This is a genomic window from Amycolatopsis sp. NPDC033938 (assembly GCF_055575975.1).
The window spans coordinates 364,710-382,632 of record NZ_JBVIRO010000006.1; the positions used below are offsets into that span (position 1 = coordinate 364,710).

General features: G+C 69.1%; 15 protein-coding genes. 6 read left to right on the plus strand and 9 right to left on the minus strand.

Translation table 11 applies throughout. The annotated features are described in order from the left end of the window. Positions 1-135: 135 nt before the first annotated feature. A complete protein-coding gene (locus ACZ5ZX_RS19345) occupies positions 136-1,107 on the minus strand; it encodes a helix-turn-helix transcriptional regulator (protein WP_465503373.1) in 972 nt (323 codons plus the stop codon). 65 nt (positions 1,108-1,172) lie between these two features. Here ACZ5ZX_RS19345 and ACZ5ZX_RS19350 point away from each other — a divergent pair, with 65 nt between their 5' ends. Continuing rightward, complete coding sequence (locus tag ACZ5ZX_RS19350) at positions 1,173-3,467, plus strand: excinuclease ABC subunit UvrA (RefSeq protein WP_465503374.1); 2,295 nt, start codon at positions 1,173-1,175, stop codon at positions 3,465-3,467. Between the two features lie 368 nt (positions 3,468-3,835). Here the strand turns inward: ACZ5ZX_RS19350 and yidC are convergent, their stop codons facing one another. Next, a complete protein-coding gene (yidC, locus tag ACZ5ZX_RS19355) occupies positions 3,836-4,675 on the minus strand; it encodes a membrane protein insertase YidC (RefSeq protein WP_465503375.1) in 840 nt (279 codons plus the stop codon). A 69-nt stretch (positions 4,676-4,744) separates the two neighbouring features. Beyond that, complete coding sequence (locus ACZ5ZX_RS19360; protein WP_465503376.1) at positions 4,745-5,101, minus strand: DUF6412 domain-containing protein; 357 nt, start codon at positions 5,099-5,101, stop codon at positions 4,745-4,747. A 98-nt stretch (positions 5,102-5,199) separates the two neighbouring features. Between ACZ5ZX_RS19360 and ACZ5ZX_RS19365 the strand changes: the two genes are divergently transcribed. The 3 genes from ACZ5ZX_RS19365 (at position 5,200) to ACZ5ZX_RS19375 (ending at position 9,061) form a co-directional block, all read left to right on the plus strand. Continuing rightward, entirely contained in the window at positions 5,200-6,819 is a 1,620-nt protein-coding gene (locus ACZ5ZX_RS19365) for an ABC-F family ATP-binding cassette domain-containing protein (protein ID WP_465503377.1), read from the plus strand. Positions 6,820-6,917: 98 nt separating this feature from the next. Further along, positions 6,918-7,931 carry a YdcF family protein gene (locus tag ACZ5ZX_RS19370; RefSeq protein WP_465503378.1) on the plus strand — a complete coding sequence of 338 codons (1,014 nt, stop codon included), beginning with the start codon at positions 6,918-6,920 and terminating at the stop codon, positions 7,929-7,931. 305 nt (positions 7,932-8,236) lie between these two features. Next, the gene (locus tag ACZ5ZX_RS19375) at positions 8,237-9,061 is read left to right on the plus strand and encodes a class I SAM-dependent methyltransferase (protein ID WP_465503379.1); all 825 of its coding nucleotides are present in this window, start codon (positions 8,237-8,239) and stop codon (positions 9,059-9,061) included. Positions 9,062-9,065: 4 nt separating this feature from the next. Here the strand turns inward: ACZ5ZX_RS19375 and ACZ5ZX_RS19380 are convergent, their stop codons facing one another. Continuing rightward, positions 9,066-10,667, minus strand: a complete 1,602-nt coding sequence (locus tag ACZ5ZX_RS19380; protein WP_465503380.1) for an ABC-F family ATP-binding cassette domain-containing protein — start codon at positions 10,665-10,667, stop codon at positions 9,066-9,068. Positions 10,668-11,056: 389 nt separating this feature from the next. On the opposite strand from ACZ5ZX_RS19380, the gene ACZ5ZX_RS19385 reads away from it, so the two are divergent. Further along, positions 11,057-11,902 (plus strand): DUF2382 domain-containing protein, encoded by an 846-nt coding sequence (locus ACZ5ZX_RS19385; RefSeq protein ID WP_465503381.1) that lies wholly within the window; start codon positions 11,057-11,059, stop codon positions 11,900-11,902. Between the two features lie 46 nt (positions 11,903-11,948). Here ACZ5ZX_RS19385 and ACZ5ZX_RS19390 read toward each other — a convergent pair whose 3' ends face one another. The 3 genes from ACZ5ZX_RS19390 to ACZ5ZX_RS19400 form a co-directional block, all read right to left on the minus strand. Continuing rightward, positions 11,949-13,652 carry a serine/threonine-protein kinase gene (locus ACZ5ZX_RS19390; RefSeq protein WP_465503382.1) on the minus strand — a complete coding sequence of 568 codons (1,704 nt, stop codon included), beginning with the start codon at positions 13,650-13,652 and terminating at the stop codon, positions 11,949-11,951. Further along, on the minus strand, positions 13,649-14,428 hold the full coding sequence (locus tag ACZ5ZX_RS19395) for a hypothetical protein (protein ID WP_465503383.1): 780 nt from the start codon (positions 14,426-14,428) through the stop codon (positions 13,649-13,651). Before ACZ5ZX_RS19395 ends, ACZ5ZX_RS19390 begins: the two co-directional genes overlap by 4 nt. A 366-nt stretch (positions 14,429-14,794) precedes the next feature. Beyond that, entirely contained in the window at positions 14,795-15,163 is a 369-nt protein-coding gene (locus ACZ5ZX_RS19400) for a hypothetical protein (RefSeq protein WP_465503384.1), read from the minus strand. On the opposite strand from ACZ5ZX_RS19400, the gene ACZ5ZX_RS19405 reads away from it, so the two are divergent. Beyond that, positions 15,153-15,413 carry a hypothetical protein gene (locus tag ACZ5ZX_RS19405; protein WP_465503385.1) on the plus strand — a complete coding sequence of 87 codons (261 nt, stop codon included), beginning with the start codon at positions 15,153-15,155 and terminating at the stop codon, positions 15,411-15,413. The genes ACZ5ZX_RS19400 and ACZ5ZX_RS19405 overlap by 11 nt on opposite strands. Before the next feature lie 123 nt (positions 15,414-15,536). Here ACZ5ZX_RS19405 and ACZ5ZX_RS19410 read toward each other — a convergent pair whose 3' ends face one another. Together ACZ5ZX_RS19410 and ACZ5ZX_RS19415 are read right to left on the minus strand one after the other, a co-directional pair. After that, complete coding sequence (locus ACZ5ZX_RS19410; protein ID WP_465503386.1) at positions 15,537-16,511, minus strand: TerC/Alx family metal homeostasis membrane protein; 975 nt, start codon at positions 16,509-16,511, stop codon at positions 15,537-15,539. A gap of 205 nt (positions 16,512-16,716) precedes the next feature. Beyond that, positions 16,717-17,520, minus strand: a complete 804-nt coding sequence (locus ACZ5ZX_RS19415; protein ID WP_465503387.1) for an LLM class flavin-dependent oxidoreductase — start codon at positions 17,518-17,520, stop codon at positions 16,717-16,719. Positions 17,521-17,923: the final 403 nt, after the last annotated feature.

Consider the following 17,923-nt stretch of genomic DNA (forward strand, 5'->3'; position numbering starts at 1 on the left):
GGGGGGGGGGGTTGTGTTTGGGTGGGTTTTTGTTGGGGGGGGGGGGGTTGTGTTGGGTGTTGTGGGCTTTCACCGAGTTGTGCCCACCCCCCCCCCCCCGCACAAACCGCACGTTTGCCTTACCCCTCCATAACCCTAATCAGCACTCACGACGCTCCCGCTTCCCCGAAGCAGGCGTTGACCGATTCTCGCGAGGTACTCACCGAACTCCGCCGGCTCCTCCACCGTGAAGTCGATGTCGGTGAGGGTCAGGACGACGGCCAGCCACTCGAAGGAATCGACGTACGCGACATAACGGCAGCCCTGGTCGCCGAGCGCCTCGAAACTCCCGTCGATCCGGTGGAGCCGGGCCGCCGCTTCACCCGCGCTGACCTGCAGGGTCAAGGTGATCCGGAGCGATTTCGGGCTGTGGAAACGTTCTTGGAGATGACCGGCGACGTCGTCGACCGGGAGAGCGCGGGGCTCGAACACCACTTCGGTCTTCTTCGGCGCGGCGAGCCGGTCGAGGCGGAAGTTCCGCCAGTCCCGTCTGTCGAGGTCCCACGCGTAGAGGTACCACCGCCTGCCGAGCTGGACGAGACGCATCGGCTCGACCGTCCGGGACGACGGTCCGTCCTTCGCGATGTATTCGAACTCGAGACACCGGCGGGCCGCGATCGCCGCCGCGAGGAGGTTCAGGACTTCGGGAGCGACCCGCGGCTGTTCACCGCCGCCGAACTCGACGGAAGCGAGCATCTCGTCGGTCCGCCGTCGCAAGGCGGCCGGAAGGACACGCCGGAGTTTCGCGGCGGCGCGGTCCGCCGATTCGGCGGTGAGGTCGATGCCGGTCCCGCCGGCCGCGGCGAGCCGCAGCCCGAGCACGGTGGCGATCGCCTCGTCGTGTTCCAGCATGAGCGGTGGCAGCGCCGCGCCCGCGACGAGCCGGTAATTGCCGCCGGGCCCACGCGTGCTCTCCACCGGGTAGCCCAGGCCACGCAAGTGGTCGATGTCCCGGCGAAGGGTGCGGGGCGGGACTTCCATGGCCGACGCGAGTTCGGCGGCGGGCCACTGGCGGCCGGACTGCAGGAGCGACAGCAGCCGCAGCATCCGTTCTCGTGGTGCCGTCACGTCGCCTCCCACCCTGCGAGGAATTGTGGCCATAAACCGGCCACATCTGATCGTAGCCTGACCTCATGTCGGAACAACCAGGAATTCGCACCGAACGCGGCCGGTGGATCACGGTGGAAGGCGCCAGGACGCACAACCTCCGCGAGGTGTCGGTCCGGGTGCCGAAACACCGGCTGACCGTGTTCACCGGCGTTTCGGGCTCAGGGAAGTCGTCGCTGGCGTTCGACACGATCGCGGCCGAAGCCGAGCGCCTGGTCACCGGGACCTATCCCGCTTTCGTCCGGAATCGGCTACCTCAGCATCCGCCGCCCGACGTCGACCGGATCGACGGGCTGATCTTCACCACGATCGTCGACCAACGGCGCTTCACCGGGAACGCGCGATCGACGGTGGGCACGGCGAGCGACATCGCCCCGCTGCTGCGTCTGCTGTTCTCGCGTCTCGGGCAGCCGAGCGCCGGGTACACGCCCGCCTATTCGTTCAACGATCCGAGCGGGATGTGCCCACGCTGCGAAGGACTCGGCGTGGTCGACGACATCGACCTCGACCGGCTGCTCGACCGGTCGCGAAGCCTGCGCGAGGGAGCCGTGCGGTTCCCGACGTTCGCTCCGGGGACCTACCGGTGGAAGCGGCTCGTCCACTCCGGGCTCGTCGACCCGGACGTCCCGTTGGGGCGGTTGCCGTCGGCGAAGGTCGAAACCCTGCTGCACGCCGAAGGGCTGCCCCTCGACAACCCCGGCCCCGAATATCCCAAGCACGGCGTCTTCGACGGCATCGTCCCTCGGCTGCGGGACTCGTACCTGCGCAAGACGCCGTCACGCCTCACCACCGAAGAACAGGAGGGGCTCGCCGGAGTCGTCAGCCGCAGCACCTGCCCGGACTGCGCGGGAACCCGCCTCGCCGAGGCGGCGAGGAAGAGCCTGATCGACGGACGGTCCATCGCGGACTGGTCGGCGCTGCCGGTCAGCGAACTGCGTGACGTCGTCGCGGCCGTCCACGACGCGACAGTGGCGCCCTTGCTGCAAGCCGTCCGGGAACGCCTCGACGCGCTGGATTCCGTCGGCCTCGGCTACCTCAGTCTGTCCCGGGAATCGCGGACGCTGTCCGGCGGCGAGGCCCAGCGGGTCAAGATCGTCCGCCATCTCGGCAGTGCGCTCAGCGACGTCTGCTACGTGTTCGACGAGCCCAGCACGGGTCTCCATCCCCATGACGTGCACCGGCTCCTCGAACTGCTGGCCAAGCTGCGCGACGCGCACAACACGATCCTCGTGGTCGAACATCACCCCGCCGTCATCACGGCCGCCGACCACGTCATCGACCTCGGGCCGGGTGGTGGCACCGACGGCGGTCACGTCCAGTTCGAAGGCACTCCCGGCGAACTCGCCGCGACCGGCACCGAAACGGGCCGTGTGCTCCGAGCCCCGCTCCGCTTCCGGAAACGCGTCCGCACGGCCAAGGGAGCCGTGACGATCTCCGGCGCCCGCAGCCACAACCTGCGTGACGTCACCGTCGACGTGCCGCTCGGCGTCCTGACCGTCGTCTCGGGGGTCGCCGGTTCCGGCAAGAGCACGCTGATCGCGGGCGAACTCCCCTGGCAGCATCCCGATTTCGTCGTCGTCGAGCAGGCTCCGCTGCGCGGCGGCATCCGGTCCACCCCCGCCACGGTGCTCGGCGTCGCCGAACCCATCCGCGAAACCTTCGGCAAGGCCACCGGGGAACATCCGTCGCTGTTCAGCCCGAACGGCCGTGGGGCCTGCCCCGTCTGCAAGGGGAAGGGCGTCATCATCACCGACCTGGCCTTCCTCGACGACGTCCAAACCGGCTGTGACGCGTGTGGCGGCACCCGGTTCAACCCGGACGCGCTCGCCGCACGCCTGAACGACCACAGCATCGCCGACGTACTGGCGATGAACCCGGCGGACGCCGCCGCCCTGTTCGGCGAGCGGTCCCCCATCGCGCGACGGCTGCGCTGGCTGGACCGGGTCGGACTCGGCTACCTGACGATCGGGCAGAGCCTCGACACGTTGTCCGGCGGCGAACGGCAACGGCTCCTGCTCGCCCGTCACCTCGCCGACGCGGGCCCCGCGGACGACCTGTGCCTGGTGCTCGACGAGCCGACCGCCGGGCTGCACGGCAGCGACGTCGACCGTCTGCTCGCCCTTTGCGACGACCTCGTGGACGACGGCGCGACCCTCGTCCTGATCGAACACAACCAACGGGTGATCGCGCACGCCGACCACGTCATCGACATCGGGCCCGGCGCGGGGTTCGACGGCGGGACGGTCGTGTTCGAAGGCACGCCGTCGGCGCTGGCCGAGGACCCCGCCTCACTCACCGGCCGCCACCTGCGGCTTCGCTGAACGCGTTCCCGGCGCCTCGCGGCGCCGGGAACACCCACCCGCCCGGGAACAGTTCCCTGGCAGAGCGAGATGATTCCCCATCACGCTTTGCCCGACACGCCGGTACCGAACAGTTCTTAGGCCGATTTCCCGCCACGGGCACCTCTTGCCTTCGGGCAACGTCGAAAAGCCGACCTCCGGTTGGACATCGGGAAATTCCCGTCCTTCGCGCCCCGAAAAGCGAATGAGCGGTCAATCACCGTGGAAGGAAATCCAGCCATCATGCGAAGAGACTCGCGGTCGTCGGCGCGGCCGTACTCGACCTGGTCGTAGCCGTTCCGGCGAGGCAACAGCAAGGTACCGGTGTATGAAGTCCGCATCTGGTGACCTCAGCCCCGCCGGGGCTTCTGTCCGGGGCGCGGGGCGGTCACCTTGGGCTTCACGACCACCCGCGCCGCCTCTTCCCGGTCGAGCACCTTGGTGAGGAAATGCTGCTGCCCCAGCGTCCACACGTTGGTGGCCAGGAAGTACAGCAGGACCCCGATCGGGACAGGGAAGAACGATCCCGAGACCAGCATCCCGAGCGGCGCCAGGTACATCATCAGCTTGGCGATCCCCGCGGCCTGCGGAGCGGCCGAGGTCTGCCTGTTCATGCTCGAGCGCATCGAGAAGAACGTGGCCAGGCCGGCGGCCAGCATCAGCGGAATCCCCACGGCGAACATATGGACGTGGTCCGTGCCGAACGCGGCCAGCTCCGCCGCCGGTTGGGAAAGCCAGTTGCCGAGCTTCGCGCCGAACACGCCGGCGTTCAAGAAGGATTCGACCTCGGCGCGGCCGAAAACGTGGTTCGACTGGGCGCCGGGGGTGAAGTCGCGCAGTACCCAGTACAGCGACAGGAACACCGGCAGCTGGACCAGCGCCGGGAGACAGCCGCCCAGCGGACTCGAACCGTTGTCGGCGTGGAGTTTCTGGAGCTCCTTCGCCATCCGCTGGCGATCCTTGCCGTACTTCTCCTGGATTTTCCGCATCTGCGGAGCGAGCGCCTGGGTGCGGCGTCCCGCGCGCAACGCGCTCAGTGCGGGTTTGACCAGCAGGAGGCGCAGGGTGAAGACGAGGAACGCGATCGACAGCACCCAGGCCGCGCCGGAGCCTGGACTCAAAACCGCGCCGAAAACCTTGTGCCAGAACCAGAGAATGGCGGAAACGGGGTACAGAAAGACATCGAACATGAGCAGGTCACTCCGTCGTTTGAAGGTGCGTGGGCAGGAGTGACTGCCTCACCTTCGAACAAGGAGAAGTCAGGCAGCCACGATGCCCCGTGACGGAGCCCGTGGCCGGACGCGGCCGCGCGCGTCGGGATCGCGCAGGCTCAGGAACAGCTGAGCGCGTTCGCGCAGGCTGATGGCGCGCACCTTCATCGCCGCGGCCGCCGGTTCGAGGCGGAAATGCGCGGCGAGCGCGAACAGGATGACGGCGAGCGACGCGGTCATGGTGGCGGCCAGCCCCAGCGGGTTGGCGACCGCGACCGAAGCCGTCAGCGCGGTGGCCAGGCTCAACGGGTTGGATCCGCTGACGACCGGGAGGACGACGAACAACTCCGGCAGGAACAGCGCAAGCATCAGCTTGAGCCGCATACCGAAGAGGGTTCGTTCCACGTCGTAGACATTACCGAACAAACCGATATTGCGTTGCGGGGTGTCCACCGGCGAAGGCAGTCTGTCGAAGTTCGCGCACCGACAGTCGGGATATCACCATGGGACACGTGGAAGTCGCGCACGTCGAGTACCACCTGCCCGACGGGCGGCTGCTACTCGGCGACGTGTCGTTCCGGGTCGGCGAGGGCAGCGTCTGCGCGCTCGTCGGCGCCAACGGTGCGGGCAAGACGACCTTGCTGCGACTGATCTCGGGCGAGCTCAAACCCGACGGCGGTTCGGTGACCATCAGCGGCGGGCTCGGGGTGATGCCCCAGTTCGTCGGCTCGGTGCGCGACGAACGGACCGTGCGGGACCTGCTCGTCTCGGTGTCACCGGAGGCGCTGCGCACCGCCGCCCGCGCGGTCGACGAGGCCGAGCTCGCGTTGATGGAACGCGACGACGAAGCGGCCCAGATGGCCTACGCCCAGGCTCTCGGCGATTGGGGCGACGCCCGCGGCTACGAAGCCGAAGTCGTCTGGGACAAGTGCACGACGGCGGCGCTCAACCTGCCGTACGAGAAGGCACGCTGGCGGGAGGTCCGCACCCTCTCCGGCGGCGAGCAGAAGCGGCTGGTCCTGGAGGCGCTGCTCCTCGGCGGATCCGGCGTCCTCCTGCTCGACGAGCCGGACAACTATCTCGACGTCCCGGGCAAACAGTGGCTGGAAGCGCGGCTCCGCGAGACCCAGAAGACCGTGCTGTTCGTGTCCCACGACCGGGAACTGCTGGCGCGGGCGGCGAAGAAGATCATCAGCGTCGAGCCCGGCCCCGACGGCGGAGACGTCTGGGTGCACGGCGGCGGCTTCGACACCTATCACCAAGCACGCGCGGAGCGTTTCGAACGCTTCGAGGAGCTACGCCGCCGCTGGGACGAAAAGCACGCCCAGCTCAAGAAACTCGTCGCCGACATGCGCCAGTACGCCGCGCGCAGCGACGAGATGGCGTCGCGCTACCACGCCGCGCAGACACGGCTGCGCAAGTTCGAGGAGGCGGGTCCGCCCGCCGCTCCCCCGCGCGAGCAGAAGATCACCATGCGCCTGCGCGGCGGCCGGACCGGCGTCCGCGCCGTCACCTGCGAAGGCCTCGAACTCCGCGGGTTGATGGACCCCTTCGACCTGGAGATCTTCTACGGCGAGCGGGTCGCGGTGCTCGGCTCGAACGGCTCCGGCAAATCGCACTTCCTGCGGCTGCTGGCAGGCGAGGACGTCGCGCACGACGGGCGGTGGAAGCTCGGCGCCCGGGTCGTCCCCGGCCACTTCGCGCAGACGCACGCCCATCCCGAACTGCTCGGACGCACCCTCGTCGACATTCTCTGGACCGACCACGCGCGGACCAGGGGGCCGGCGATGAGCATCCTGCGCCGTTACGAACTCGACGGACAGGGTGACCAGCGGTTCGAGAAGCTGTCCGGCGGCCAGCAGGCGCGGTTCCAGATCCTGTTGCTGGAGATCGGCGGCGCCACCGTCCTGCTGCTGGACGAGCCGACCGACAACCTCGACCTCGCGTCGGCGGAAGCGCTGCAGCAGGCGCTGGAGTCCTACGAAGGGACGACGGTGGCGGTGACGCACGACCGGTGGTTCGCGCGCTCGTTCGACCGTTACCTCGTGTTCGGAACCGACGGCAAGGTGCGGGAGACCGCCGAGCCGGTGTGGGACGAGCGGCCGGTGCAGCGGGCGCGGTGACTCCGCGGGCGCGCGTGGCCGCGGTGTGATTCAATGCCGCCGCACCGCGTGCCGACCCGCCGGAGACCACCCGGCATCGTCCGAAGGCTGGAGATCTCGTGAGGGCCGCCGCAATCCCCTTCGCCATCGCGGTCGTGTGCGGCTTGGCGTTCCTGGTGAGCTTTCTTCGTGACCGGCGCCGGCTGCGCAACGGCTTTTATCTCTTCTTCGCGCTGCTGTTCCTCGGGGTGACGCTCATCGCGCTGCTCGCCTCGGTTTCGCCAGAGGCGGCGGGAATGATCGCGGTCGGCCTGATCCTGCTGATCGTGCCCACGGTCCTCGCGCTGACGGTCTTCCTGATCTGCAACGGCATCACCATGCTCCGCCGCGAGGGCCGCAGACCCGCCAACGTCCTGTCCCTGCTGACCGGGATCGGGATCTGCGCGCTGATCGCGTTCAACGCGACGGTCACGCAACTGGCCTGGGAACCTCTCGACATCCTCCGCGGCAGCCTCAACGGAATCGTCGTCTACGTTTCGTTCCTCTTCGTCTGCTTCCTTCTGTACTCGATCGTCTACGGCCGCATCGGCACCGAGAAGGACGTGGATTTCGTCGTCGTCCTCGGCTCGGGTCTGCTGGACGGCCACCGGGTGCCGCCGTTGCTCGCGGGCCGCCTCAAGCGAGCCAAACGTGTCGTGGACACCGAGGCCCGCCGCGGCGGGGAACCGATGGTCGTCACCTCGGGCGGGCAGGGCCCCGACGAGGACCTGCCGGAATCCCACGCCATGGCCGATTACCTCGTCGAGGCGGGGGTGCCGCGGGAGCGGATCCTGCTGGAGGACCGGTCGACGACGACGTTCGAGAACCTCACCTTCAGCGCCGAAATCATGAGGCGGCGAAAGCCGGACTACCGGTGCACGGTGGTCACGAACAACTTCCACGTACTCCGCGCCGCCCTCATCGCCCGCCGGACCGAGGTGCACGGCCAGGTCATCGGTTCGCCGACGGCGTGGTACTTCTGGCCGAGCGCCACCATCCGCGAATTCGTGGCCATCCTGGTCGATCACAAGATCAAGAACCTGATCATCTGCGGGCTGATCGTCCTTTCCCAGGTGTCGCGCGCGTTCTTCTGAGGGGCTCGAGCCCGGATGTCTCATGCGCCTCGCCGGGGACGATCAGCGTCTCAAGCGTGGCGCTCGCGACCCTGTCGCGGCTGGCTCGCCGCCGTGAAGGTCCCCTTGAGGGACGGCGCGTCCTGGCGGTGGTGCCGACCAGCTGACATGGGGAACCGCGGACATCGGCCACCAGACACCTTCGCTCTGCCCCCACCCCTCATTGGAACCGTCATCACCACTCACGTGGACACCATTGGAAGCCGCGTGACAAATCCCGGATCGTCGTTTGACACCGCCGTTTTCGCCGGGCCATCGTCTTGCGGATGAGCGCTTACACCCGGCAGGCGATGGCGCTGCTGTTCGACCGGACGGCGAAGACCTACGACGCCCTCGGCGTCGACTTCTTCGGCGCGTTCGCCGAGGAACTGCTCGACCGGGTGGGGCTCGCCCCCGGTCAGCGGGTGCTGGACGTCGGCTGCGGACGCGGCGCGGTGTTGTTCCCCGCGGCCGAGCGGGTCGGCGCGGACGGTTCGGTGCTGGGCATCGACCTGTCCTCCGCGATGGTCGAGCGCACCGCGAAGGACATCGCGGACCGCGGGGTGGCCAATGCCTCGGTTTCCCTTATGGACGCCCAAGAACCGACGTTGACCGACGCCGGCTTCGATGTGGTCCTCGCGTCCTTCGTGGTGTTCTTCCTGCCGGATCCGGTCGCCGGTCTGCGGTCGTGGCACCGCCTGCTCGAACCGGGCGGCCTGCTGGGCGTGACCACGTTCGGCGGTGACGATCCCCGGTGGGCGGGCGTGCGCGAGGTGTTCAAACCGTTCGTGTCGGCGGAGCTGGCTTGGACATTGGCCGCCCGAGCCGGGCTGTTCGCCACCATCGAGGGTTTCGACCAGGCCGTGGGGTCGGCGGGCTTCACCGGTGTCACGTCGGTGGAACGCGTCTATCCGGTGAAGTTCGCCGACCCCGGGCAGTGGATCGCCTGGTCCTGGTCGCACGGCCAGCGGATGTTCTGGGAACTGGTGCCCGAAGACCGCCTGGCCGCCGTCCGCCGTGCCGTGCTCGCGGAGCTGGAGCCGCTGCGTGAACCCGACGGGAGCGTGGCGCTGGCGCAGACCGTGCGCTACACCGTCGCCCGCCGCGGTTGACGGCTCAGAGCGCGAGCCGAGGCCAGGACGCCGTGTCCCGTGACAACTGCCGGTCGTGCGTGGCGATCACCACCGCGGCCGGGGTGTTCCCGAGCGCGGCGGTCAGCTCGTCGACGAGCGTGACGGAAAGGTGATTGGTCGGCTCGTCCAGCAGCACCACGTGCGGACGGCGGGCCAGCACGAGTGCCAGGTCCAGCCGCCGCCGGGCACCGACCGACAATTCGGCCACCGGCCGGTGCCGGTCGTACCCGCTGAGCAGGCCGAGTTCACCCAAGCCCGGTCCAGGCTCTCCCGCCCTGGCGAGCTGTTCGTCGTACAGCTCCATCGCCGTACGCCTGCCGGGTAGTTCGGATTCCTGTCCCAGCCGGCCGATCCGCGCCGACCGGGAGCGGGTGACCGTACCCGCACTCGGCTCCAGATCCCCGGCCAGCACGGTCAGGAGCGTCGATTTTCCCGCGCCGTTGGGTCCGGTGACCACCAGCCGGTCGCCACCGTCCAGCACCAGCCCGACCGGACGCGAGAGCCGCCCGGTCACCGTCACGCCGTCGGCACGGAGCAGGGTCGCGCCGCGACGTTCCGGCAGCTCGGGCATGGCGAACCTGGTGGGTGGCGGCGGGACGGCCACCACATGTCCGGCCAGCTCCTCCTGCCGCCGGTGGACCGCGCGGACCAGCCCCGGCGCACGAGTGGCACGGACGTGCCTGCCGGTGCCCTTGGGCGGCCGCCAGTTGTCGCGCAGCCGGTTTCGCGCGGCGGACAGGTCGTCGGCGAGCCGCTGCCGTTCGGCGAGCTGTTCGGCGTGCGACGCCTCCCAGCGGGCACGTTCAGCTCGGCGCGCCTCGACGTAGGCGGCGTAGCCCCCGCCGTAGACCCGCGGCCTGCCGTCACTCGACGGGTCGAGGTCGAGCACCGTGGTGGCCACGTCCGCGAGCAACGCCCGATCGTGACTCACCAGGACGACCACGCCGGGGTAGGCGAGCAGTCGCTCGGTGAGGTGATCGAGTCCGGCGGCGTCGAGGTGGTTGGTCGGTTCGTCGAGCAGCAGCACGGCGTGTCCGGCCCCGAGCAGGCAGGCCAGCCGCACCCGGTGCCGCTGCCCGACCGACAGTGTCCCGAGTGGACGGTCGCGGTCGTCGACGGCGTTCAAGGCGGCCAGTGACACCTCGACCCGCCGGTCGGCGTCCCACGCGTCGAGGGCCTCGGCGTCCGCGAGTGCCTCGGCGAAAGCGTCGTCCGCCCCGGGACGGCCATCGGTGAGCGCCTCGGTGGCGGCCTCCAGCCGAGCGAGTGCCCCGCGGACGGTGGCCAGTTCGAGGTCGATCAGGTCGCCGACGGTGTCGGTGGCGCCGAGCGGGAGCTGCTGGTCGGCGACACCGGCCGAGCCCGCGCGGTGCACTTCGCCGCGGTCCGCGGCCAGCTCACCGGCGAGTACCCGGAGAAGGGTGGTCTTGCCGCGCCCGTTCTCCCCGACGATGGCGACCCGGTCACCGGCGGCGGCGACGAGGTCGACCCCGGAGAGCACGGGTCGTCCGCCGAACGAGAGGTGGACGCCGGACAGGCGGACGTGTGCCGCGCGCAGCGGCGCGGGCGAAAGAGGGGATGACATGAAGGAACTGCCTCCGGTGAAAAGTGATGAGCAGGAAGAACGAATTCCGGTACCGCGGCTCGCGGTACCGGTGGAGGCGTCGTTCCTCAGAGGAACAGCAGTTGCTGCATCACGATCGCGAGAGTAGGACAAACCCCGGAGGCCGCGCATCCGGTTTTCGGAAGGCGCCAGGACGGAGATCACACGTTCGCGCCAACCCTTCACCCGCCGATCACCGCGCGGGCACCCGCTTCCACCTGCTACGACACGCTGGGCCTAGCCAGTACGCACGTCTTCAAACCCCCACTTTCCGGGGTCACCCACAGGGGCACCACGACGGTTGCCATGATCACTTTCCCGGCCGACGGTGGGCTTCTCAGCAGCAACATCGTTCGGGAGGAGCAAGATCGATGGCGAAGACCATGCAGCCGCAGGAACTCATCGACAGTGCCGTGGTCGACCCGACGGGCACCAAGCTCGGGAAGGTCGGCAACGTCTACCTCGCCGATGCGACGCACCAGCCGGAATGGATCACCGTCAAGACGGGCCTGTTCGGCACCAAGGAGAGTTTCGTCCCGCTCTCGGGCGCGCACGCGGACAAGGACGGTGTGCACGTCCGCGTCGACAAGGAGGCCGTCTCCGACGCGCCCCGCATCGAGGCCGACGGCCATCTGTCCATGGAGGAGAGCGCGCGACTGTACAAGCATTACGGGTTGCCGATGCCGCGGACGTCCCCGGACGGCCGGATGGACGACCGGGCGCAGGGCCGAGGCCGCGGCCGCGGCGGAATGGACGCGGGCGCCAAGCCGGGTCAGGGCGCGATGGGTGGCACCGGTCGCGGCAAGCCCGGAATGGACGCGGGCACCGGCAAGAAGGACCGCGACGCCGAGCACACCATGACGCGCTCCGAAGAGCGGTTGAACGTCGGCACCGAGCAGGTCGAGACCGGCCACGTGCGGCTGCGCAAGTACGTCGTCACCGAAGAGCAGCAGGTCACCGTGCCGGTCAGCCACGAAGAGGTGCGGATCGAACGGGAACCGATCACGAGCACTGGCGGCGAACGGGCCGAAATCGGCGAGGACGAGCAGGATGTCGTGCTGCACGCCGAGAAACCCGTGGTGAGCAAGGAAACCGTCCCGGTCGAGCGGGCAAGGCTCCGTACCGAGACCGTCACCGAGGACCAGACGGTGTCCGGCAAGGTCCGCAAGGAACAGTTCGAGGTCACCGACGACGAGGGCAAGCACCGCAAGTCCTGATCCCGGACACCGGGGGCGGCCCGCGAAACCGGGCCGCCCCTTGGGATCAGCGGGTCCGGAGGCGTCGCGCCCGGGCGGCCGCGACGACGAAGCCCGCCGCCACCGCGCCCGAAAGCGCACAGCCGGCCCCGAACAGTGGCGCGGGCTCGGACACGCGCAGCACTGTCACACACAGCCACGCCGTGGCGCCGAACAGCAGGCCGAGCACTGGTCCGGTGACGAGCGCGCCCCGCCAGCGGTGGCCGGTGCGGAGCGTCCGCAGCCCGGATTCCAGATACGCCAAGGCGAACAGGGCGAGAATGAGGCTGCCGGCGCCGAGCGCGCTCGCGAGCGGATGTTGCCGGGTGAGCAATGTGAACGTCTGAGGGACGCCGTCGGTAGTCACCGTGGCGGTGACGGCCCCGCCGACGATCCACCGGGTGAGCCCCGGGAACCGGAGATCGGCCCGGAAGCCGTCACCATCGGGTTTCGGCGTCGCCGTCGCGGACCCCAGCGGGATTCCCGCGGCCGTCAGGTCGAGGCTCAGCTGCTGCGGGTTGCCCGCGCCGGTCACCGTGAACGTCTTGCTGAGGTCCACCTCCACCGGCGAGGTGAGGAGCACGCCGTCGAGCGCCATGAGCCTGGCGTCGTGCGGCAGCCGTTCCGGGTTGAGCAGGGTCAGCACCACGAGCGCGATCGCGGCGGCCCCGGCGGCGAGCCTGAACCAGAGCACCGCACCCGGCTTCTCGGTGGGCCGGGGCTCGGGTTCGAACGAAGCGCGGGTCGCCGAAAGCGTCGGATCCGGTGTGGTGGCGCGGCGAATCGGCCGGGTCGGCCCGTCCCCGGCCGGAACCGGCGCGGCGACCGGCGTGCTGAGCGCGGAGATCACCCGAGGGGTGAGGTGGCGGACGGGAACCCGGGAACGTTCCAGCCAGCCGGGTCCATAGACGGTGGTGGCGGCCGAGGCGAGGTCCGCCGCGAACGTCTCCGCGTCGCGGTAACGGGAGTCGAGTTCCCGCGCGAGTGCGCGCATGACGACCGCGGCGATCGGCGCCGGCACACCGTCGATCGGGCGCGGGTCGGTGAACATGTGCTGGCGCATCATGCTGATCGCGCCCCGCGTGTTGTCGAACGGCAGCTTTCCGGACAGCAGTTCGTAGAGCACCGTGCCTGCCGAATAGACGTCGGCGGCGGGGCTCAGCGCGTTGCCCATCGCCTGCTCGGGTGCGATGTAGGCGGGAGTACCGAGGACTTCGCCGCCATGCGTGACGAGCGTGGCGCCTTCGCTGATCACCTTCGCGATACCGAAGTCCGCCACCTTCATCACGCCTTGCGTGGTGAAGAGCAGGTTCTTCGGCTTGACGTCCAGATGCAGCACTCCGGCTTCGTGCGCCGCGTGCAGCCCGGCGAGCATCGCCAAGCCGATCGCGCAGGCCTGCTCCGCACCGATTTCCCCGCTTTGGAAGCGGCTGTGCACGGTGCCGCCGTCAAGGCGTTCCATCACCATCAGATGCTCGCGGCCGGTGCGCACGTAGTCGTAGACGGGCACGATATGCGGATGGTCGAGGCTGGCCAGTACGCGCGCTTCGCGGTCGAAGAGCGCACTGCTGACGGCGTGGTTCAGCACGTCCCATGGCAGCTGTTTGATGGCGACGTCGCGGTGCAGCGAACGGTGGACGCCGGCGAAGACGACCCCCATCCCACCCTGTCCGATCGCGGCCCCGATCTCGTACTGCGGCAGCGCGGCGACGACCTCGGCGGGTGCGCTCATCGGTTGAATTCCTTGGTGCCGTCGGGAAAGCGGACCGTCTCGTCGTCGGCGGGCCCCGGCGCCGGATGCGGGGTCAGGTAGCCGAGCAGGAACGCGATGACGGCGGCGCCGAGGACCACCGGGATCTCGATCGCCGGTTCCGGCGCGACGAGCCGCAGCACCGACAGCGAGACGACCGCGACGAGCCCGGTGCCGAATCCGGCAGGCAGGAAGCGCAGGCCGCGGCGCCAGCGGTTGGGCGGCAGGCGATGGCGGGCGAGCGCGAGCAGGGCGGTCAGCCACGCGAGCACGGTGAGCACGAGCATCGCGAGACCGAAGGCGCCGTAGACGGACCAGAAGGAACCGCGGACGTCGGCGACCGTGGCCGCCTCGCCGAGGGTGCCGCGCTGCGCGTCGAGCAGTTCGACCGTCGACGGGAGCAGGCCGATCGCCTGTCCGTCGAGGTCGGCCATGTCCAGCACGAAGGTCCGGGTGACCCGGCTGTGCGCGGGGACCTCGAACGGGGCTGTGGTGTCGTAGGCGAAGAACGTCAGCGCCAGCGCGACGCCGGACACCCGCACGCTCCGGACCCTGACCGTGGTCCCGCCGCTGTTCGAAGCGGTGACGGTGAGTTCGATCTGCTTGGCCGGATCGACCGTGACCGTGGCGTTCGTGATCGGCCGGTCGTCGAGGGTGACCGCGAGCTCGAGCCTGCCGCTGTCCGCATCGGCGGGCGGTGCGCCAAGGAGGATCGCGCACAGACCCAACGCAACCCCTGCCGCGATGACACGTCCCATTTTGCGTATCCCCTGTTTCGCGATATCCGACGGTCCGGAATGCTACAGCGAGTACCTACCGGAGAGGGACGTCCCAATGCGTATCGTGGTTCGGCTGGTTTTCGGGGTCGTGACCGGATTGCTGCTTTTGATTTCCCTGGTGGGCGCGGGTAACGCGCAACAATCTCCTTACCAGTCCACGGTTGGTTTGAAACCTTCGAGCGGGGCCGCCGGGAGTTCTTTTACCATTTCCTGGAATTTCTACCCGTGCAAAGGACCGGTTTCTTTCACGTGGTCGGGAACCGCGCTCGCGTCGGCCGACGCGTCGCCGCAAATCCCCAGCGGGCAAACACCGGCGAAGGTGCCCGGGAACGCGACCCCCGGCAGCTACACGGTCGAGGGCAACTGCACGAACGCGCGGACCGGCGGGCCGCTGACCGGGAGCGCGACGTTCCGGGTGACCGGGACGGTGACCACGGCGCCACCGACGACGAAGGTGCCTCCGACGACGAAGCCGACCGTCCCGGTGACCACCCCGACCAGGCCGGGAACGACCACCACGCCATCCACGCCGGTCACCACGACGACCCCTCCCACCACGACACCACCGTCCACAACGGACACTCCTCCGCCGTCGACGGACCTCCCCTCGCCGAGCAGCACCCCGCCCGGGCCGAACGACCTGATCCTCGACCGGCCGAGCGTGCAGCCCGGCGATCGGCTGTCCGCGACCGGGAAGGGCTGCGTGCCCGGCAAGGCCGTCACGCTGACCTCAGACGGCGACCGCGTCGGCAGTGCCTACGCCGACGGCACCGGGGCCTTCACCGCGCCGGTCGAGTTCACCCGGATCGAGGCGGGCAGGCACACCGTCGTCGCGGACTGCGGCGTGCGGCTCACCGGTGCCGTCGAGCAGGTCGTGACCAGTTCGTCCGGCGGGCACAGCGGAACACTGGTGGTGCTCGTGTTCTTCGTGCTGGCCGGGATCACCGTGCTGCGCTTCCCCTGACGGCTACCTCGAGGGTCCGCGCGGCGGCCGCATGGCGGCGGAAACCAGTGCCAACGCGGCGAGGAAGAGCACGACGACGGCGCATTCGACCAGGAGACCGACGACGAATTCGGTGATCATCGATCACTCCCGGTCGGCCGTGGCCGCCTCGCGACGTCGTGCGTGCAGGCTGGTGAACGTGACCGTGGCGAGCACGACGACGATCACGGCCAGCGAGAGCGGGGTGGGGACCTCAGGGACACCCGGCCAGATCCCGTGCGCCCAGTGCAGCACCAGCTTCACCCCGATGAAGGCGAGAATGATCGCGAGACCGTGGTTGAGGTGCACGAGCTTCGCCAGCGCCGAGCGCAGCACGAAGTAGAGGGCACGCAGGCCGAGCAGGGCGAAGGCGTTGGTGGCGAACACGAGGTACGGGTCTTCGGTGATGCCGTAGACCGCGGGCACCGAGTCGACGGCGAAGACGACGTCGGTGGCGAAGACCGCGACCGCCACCACGGCCAGTGGCGTGAGGGCCCGGCGACCGTTCACGCGGACGGTCAGGTTGGCACCGCGGTATTCGTCCGTGACCGGCATCAGCTTGCGCAGCAGACGAACCGACCGCAACTGGGAGAGATCCCGCTCGGTTTCGCCGCCGGACATCGCCTCTCGCAGGATCTTGACCGCCGAGGCGAACAGGATCAGCCCGAACACGAGGAACGCCCAGGTGCCCGCCGACAACATCGCGGCACCGGCGGCGATGAAGATGCCCCGGAGCACCAGGGCGCCGACGATGCCGTACAACAGCACGCGCTGCTGTACGGCGGGCGGGACCGCGAAGGCGGCGAGCAGCAACATGAACACGAACAGGTTGTCCACCGACAGGGACTTCTCGACCACGAAGCCCGTCATGAACTCGACCGCCGGGCCGCTGCCGAAATCGAGCCACAGCCAGAGTCCGAAGAAGACGGGGAGCGCGAGATAGAACACCGACCACCCGACGGCCTCCCGCATCGACACCTCGTGCGGACGGCGGGTGACGACGAAATCGGCGACGAGCAGCCCCAGCAGGACCACGATACTGATCGACCACAGCCAGACAGAGCCCACGGATCCGGGCATCAGAACCTCCTCGAACATCAAGTTCGAGGTCTCCTTCACCCACCGCGGGCGGCCTCCCGGGGACACCGGCGGAGTGTCCGTACTGACCGGGCAGACGCTTGGGAAGTACTCCCCTCGCCGTCCAGTATTGATCAAGGCAGGCTGAAAGTAAAGGGCTGTTAAAGGTGTCGTGGATCGCCGGGCGACCGAACGGCTCCCCGACGGGTCAGGCCGGACCGTCCCGCAGCACGCCGCGCACCGCGTCGACGGACAGGTCGTCCCACGGGAATTCGGCCATCCACCAGGTCGCGCCCGCCCGCTCGTACGGCGCGAGATCCGTACCCGCCGGGACACCGATCGCGAAGTCGTACCGCCCCCGGTTGTCGCCGCGCAGCGCGGTGATCGTCTCGACCGCCTCCGCGAACTCGTCCGCGTGCGGCAGGTTCACCGGGAAGAACCCGTCGTAGCGCGCGGCCCTGCGCATCGGCTTCTGTTTCCCGGGAAAGCCCGCCAGCCACACGGGGACGGGCCGCACGGGCCGGGGCAGGAAGGTGATGTCGTCGACCGTGTAATGCTTTCCATGGTGCCGCACCGGTTCGCCGGACCAGGCCGCGGTGAGGATCGCGAGCGACTCGTCCAGCATCTCGCCGCGTTTGCGATCGTCCAGCTCGTCGCCGGTCTTCGAGAACTCCCCGCCGAACCGGTCGCTGCCGAGCCCGGCACCGAGGACCAGCCTCCCGCCGCTCAACCGGTCCAGGGTGGCCGTTTCGCGGGCGAGCTTGACGGGGCGCCGCCGCGCGAGCGGGGTGACCATCGGGCCGAAGACGAGGTTTTCGGTGGCGGACGCGACGGCGGCGAGAGTGATCCACGGGTCGGCGATCGCGCGCACCGGCTCGTTCCAGCGGATGTGGTCCCAGACGAACAGGCCGTGCCAGCCCGCTTCCTCGGCCTCGGCGGCGAGGCGCGCGATGATCACCGGATCGGCCAGTTCGTCGAAGATCGGCAGCCAGAGTGCTGAGCGCAAGGTCATCCTGCGACCTTACGAACCTTGTCGACCCTGTGGGTGCGCTTTGTCAGGTCGCGGGTCCGGGAAGGCCTCCTTCCTTACTCTCAAGGTCAATGCCCAGTCGGGCGGGGAGGATTCCGGCCGTTGGACGTCCGGAATCTTCCCCGCTCGGTTGCCGGTGCACAGGTCGTGATCGGTACGAGCTTGATCAACGGAGGATCGGGGACGTTGAGCGTCCCGGATCTTCCGTTGAAGGGATACTGCCAGGCGATTGAGTGCCCGATTGATGTCGCTATGCACGGTTCCGAACGGGGTCGTGAGTGGCGATTCGTGTTCTGGCCAAGGGTGTACCTACGGCGGGTGGGTCCGGTGACGGCCGGGCCGTGAAGGACTCCTTGAGGGACCCAGAGTCCCTCAAAGTTCCCCT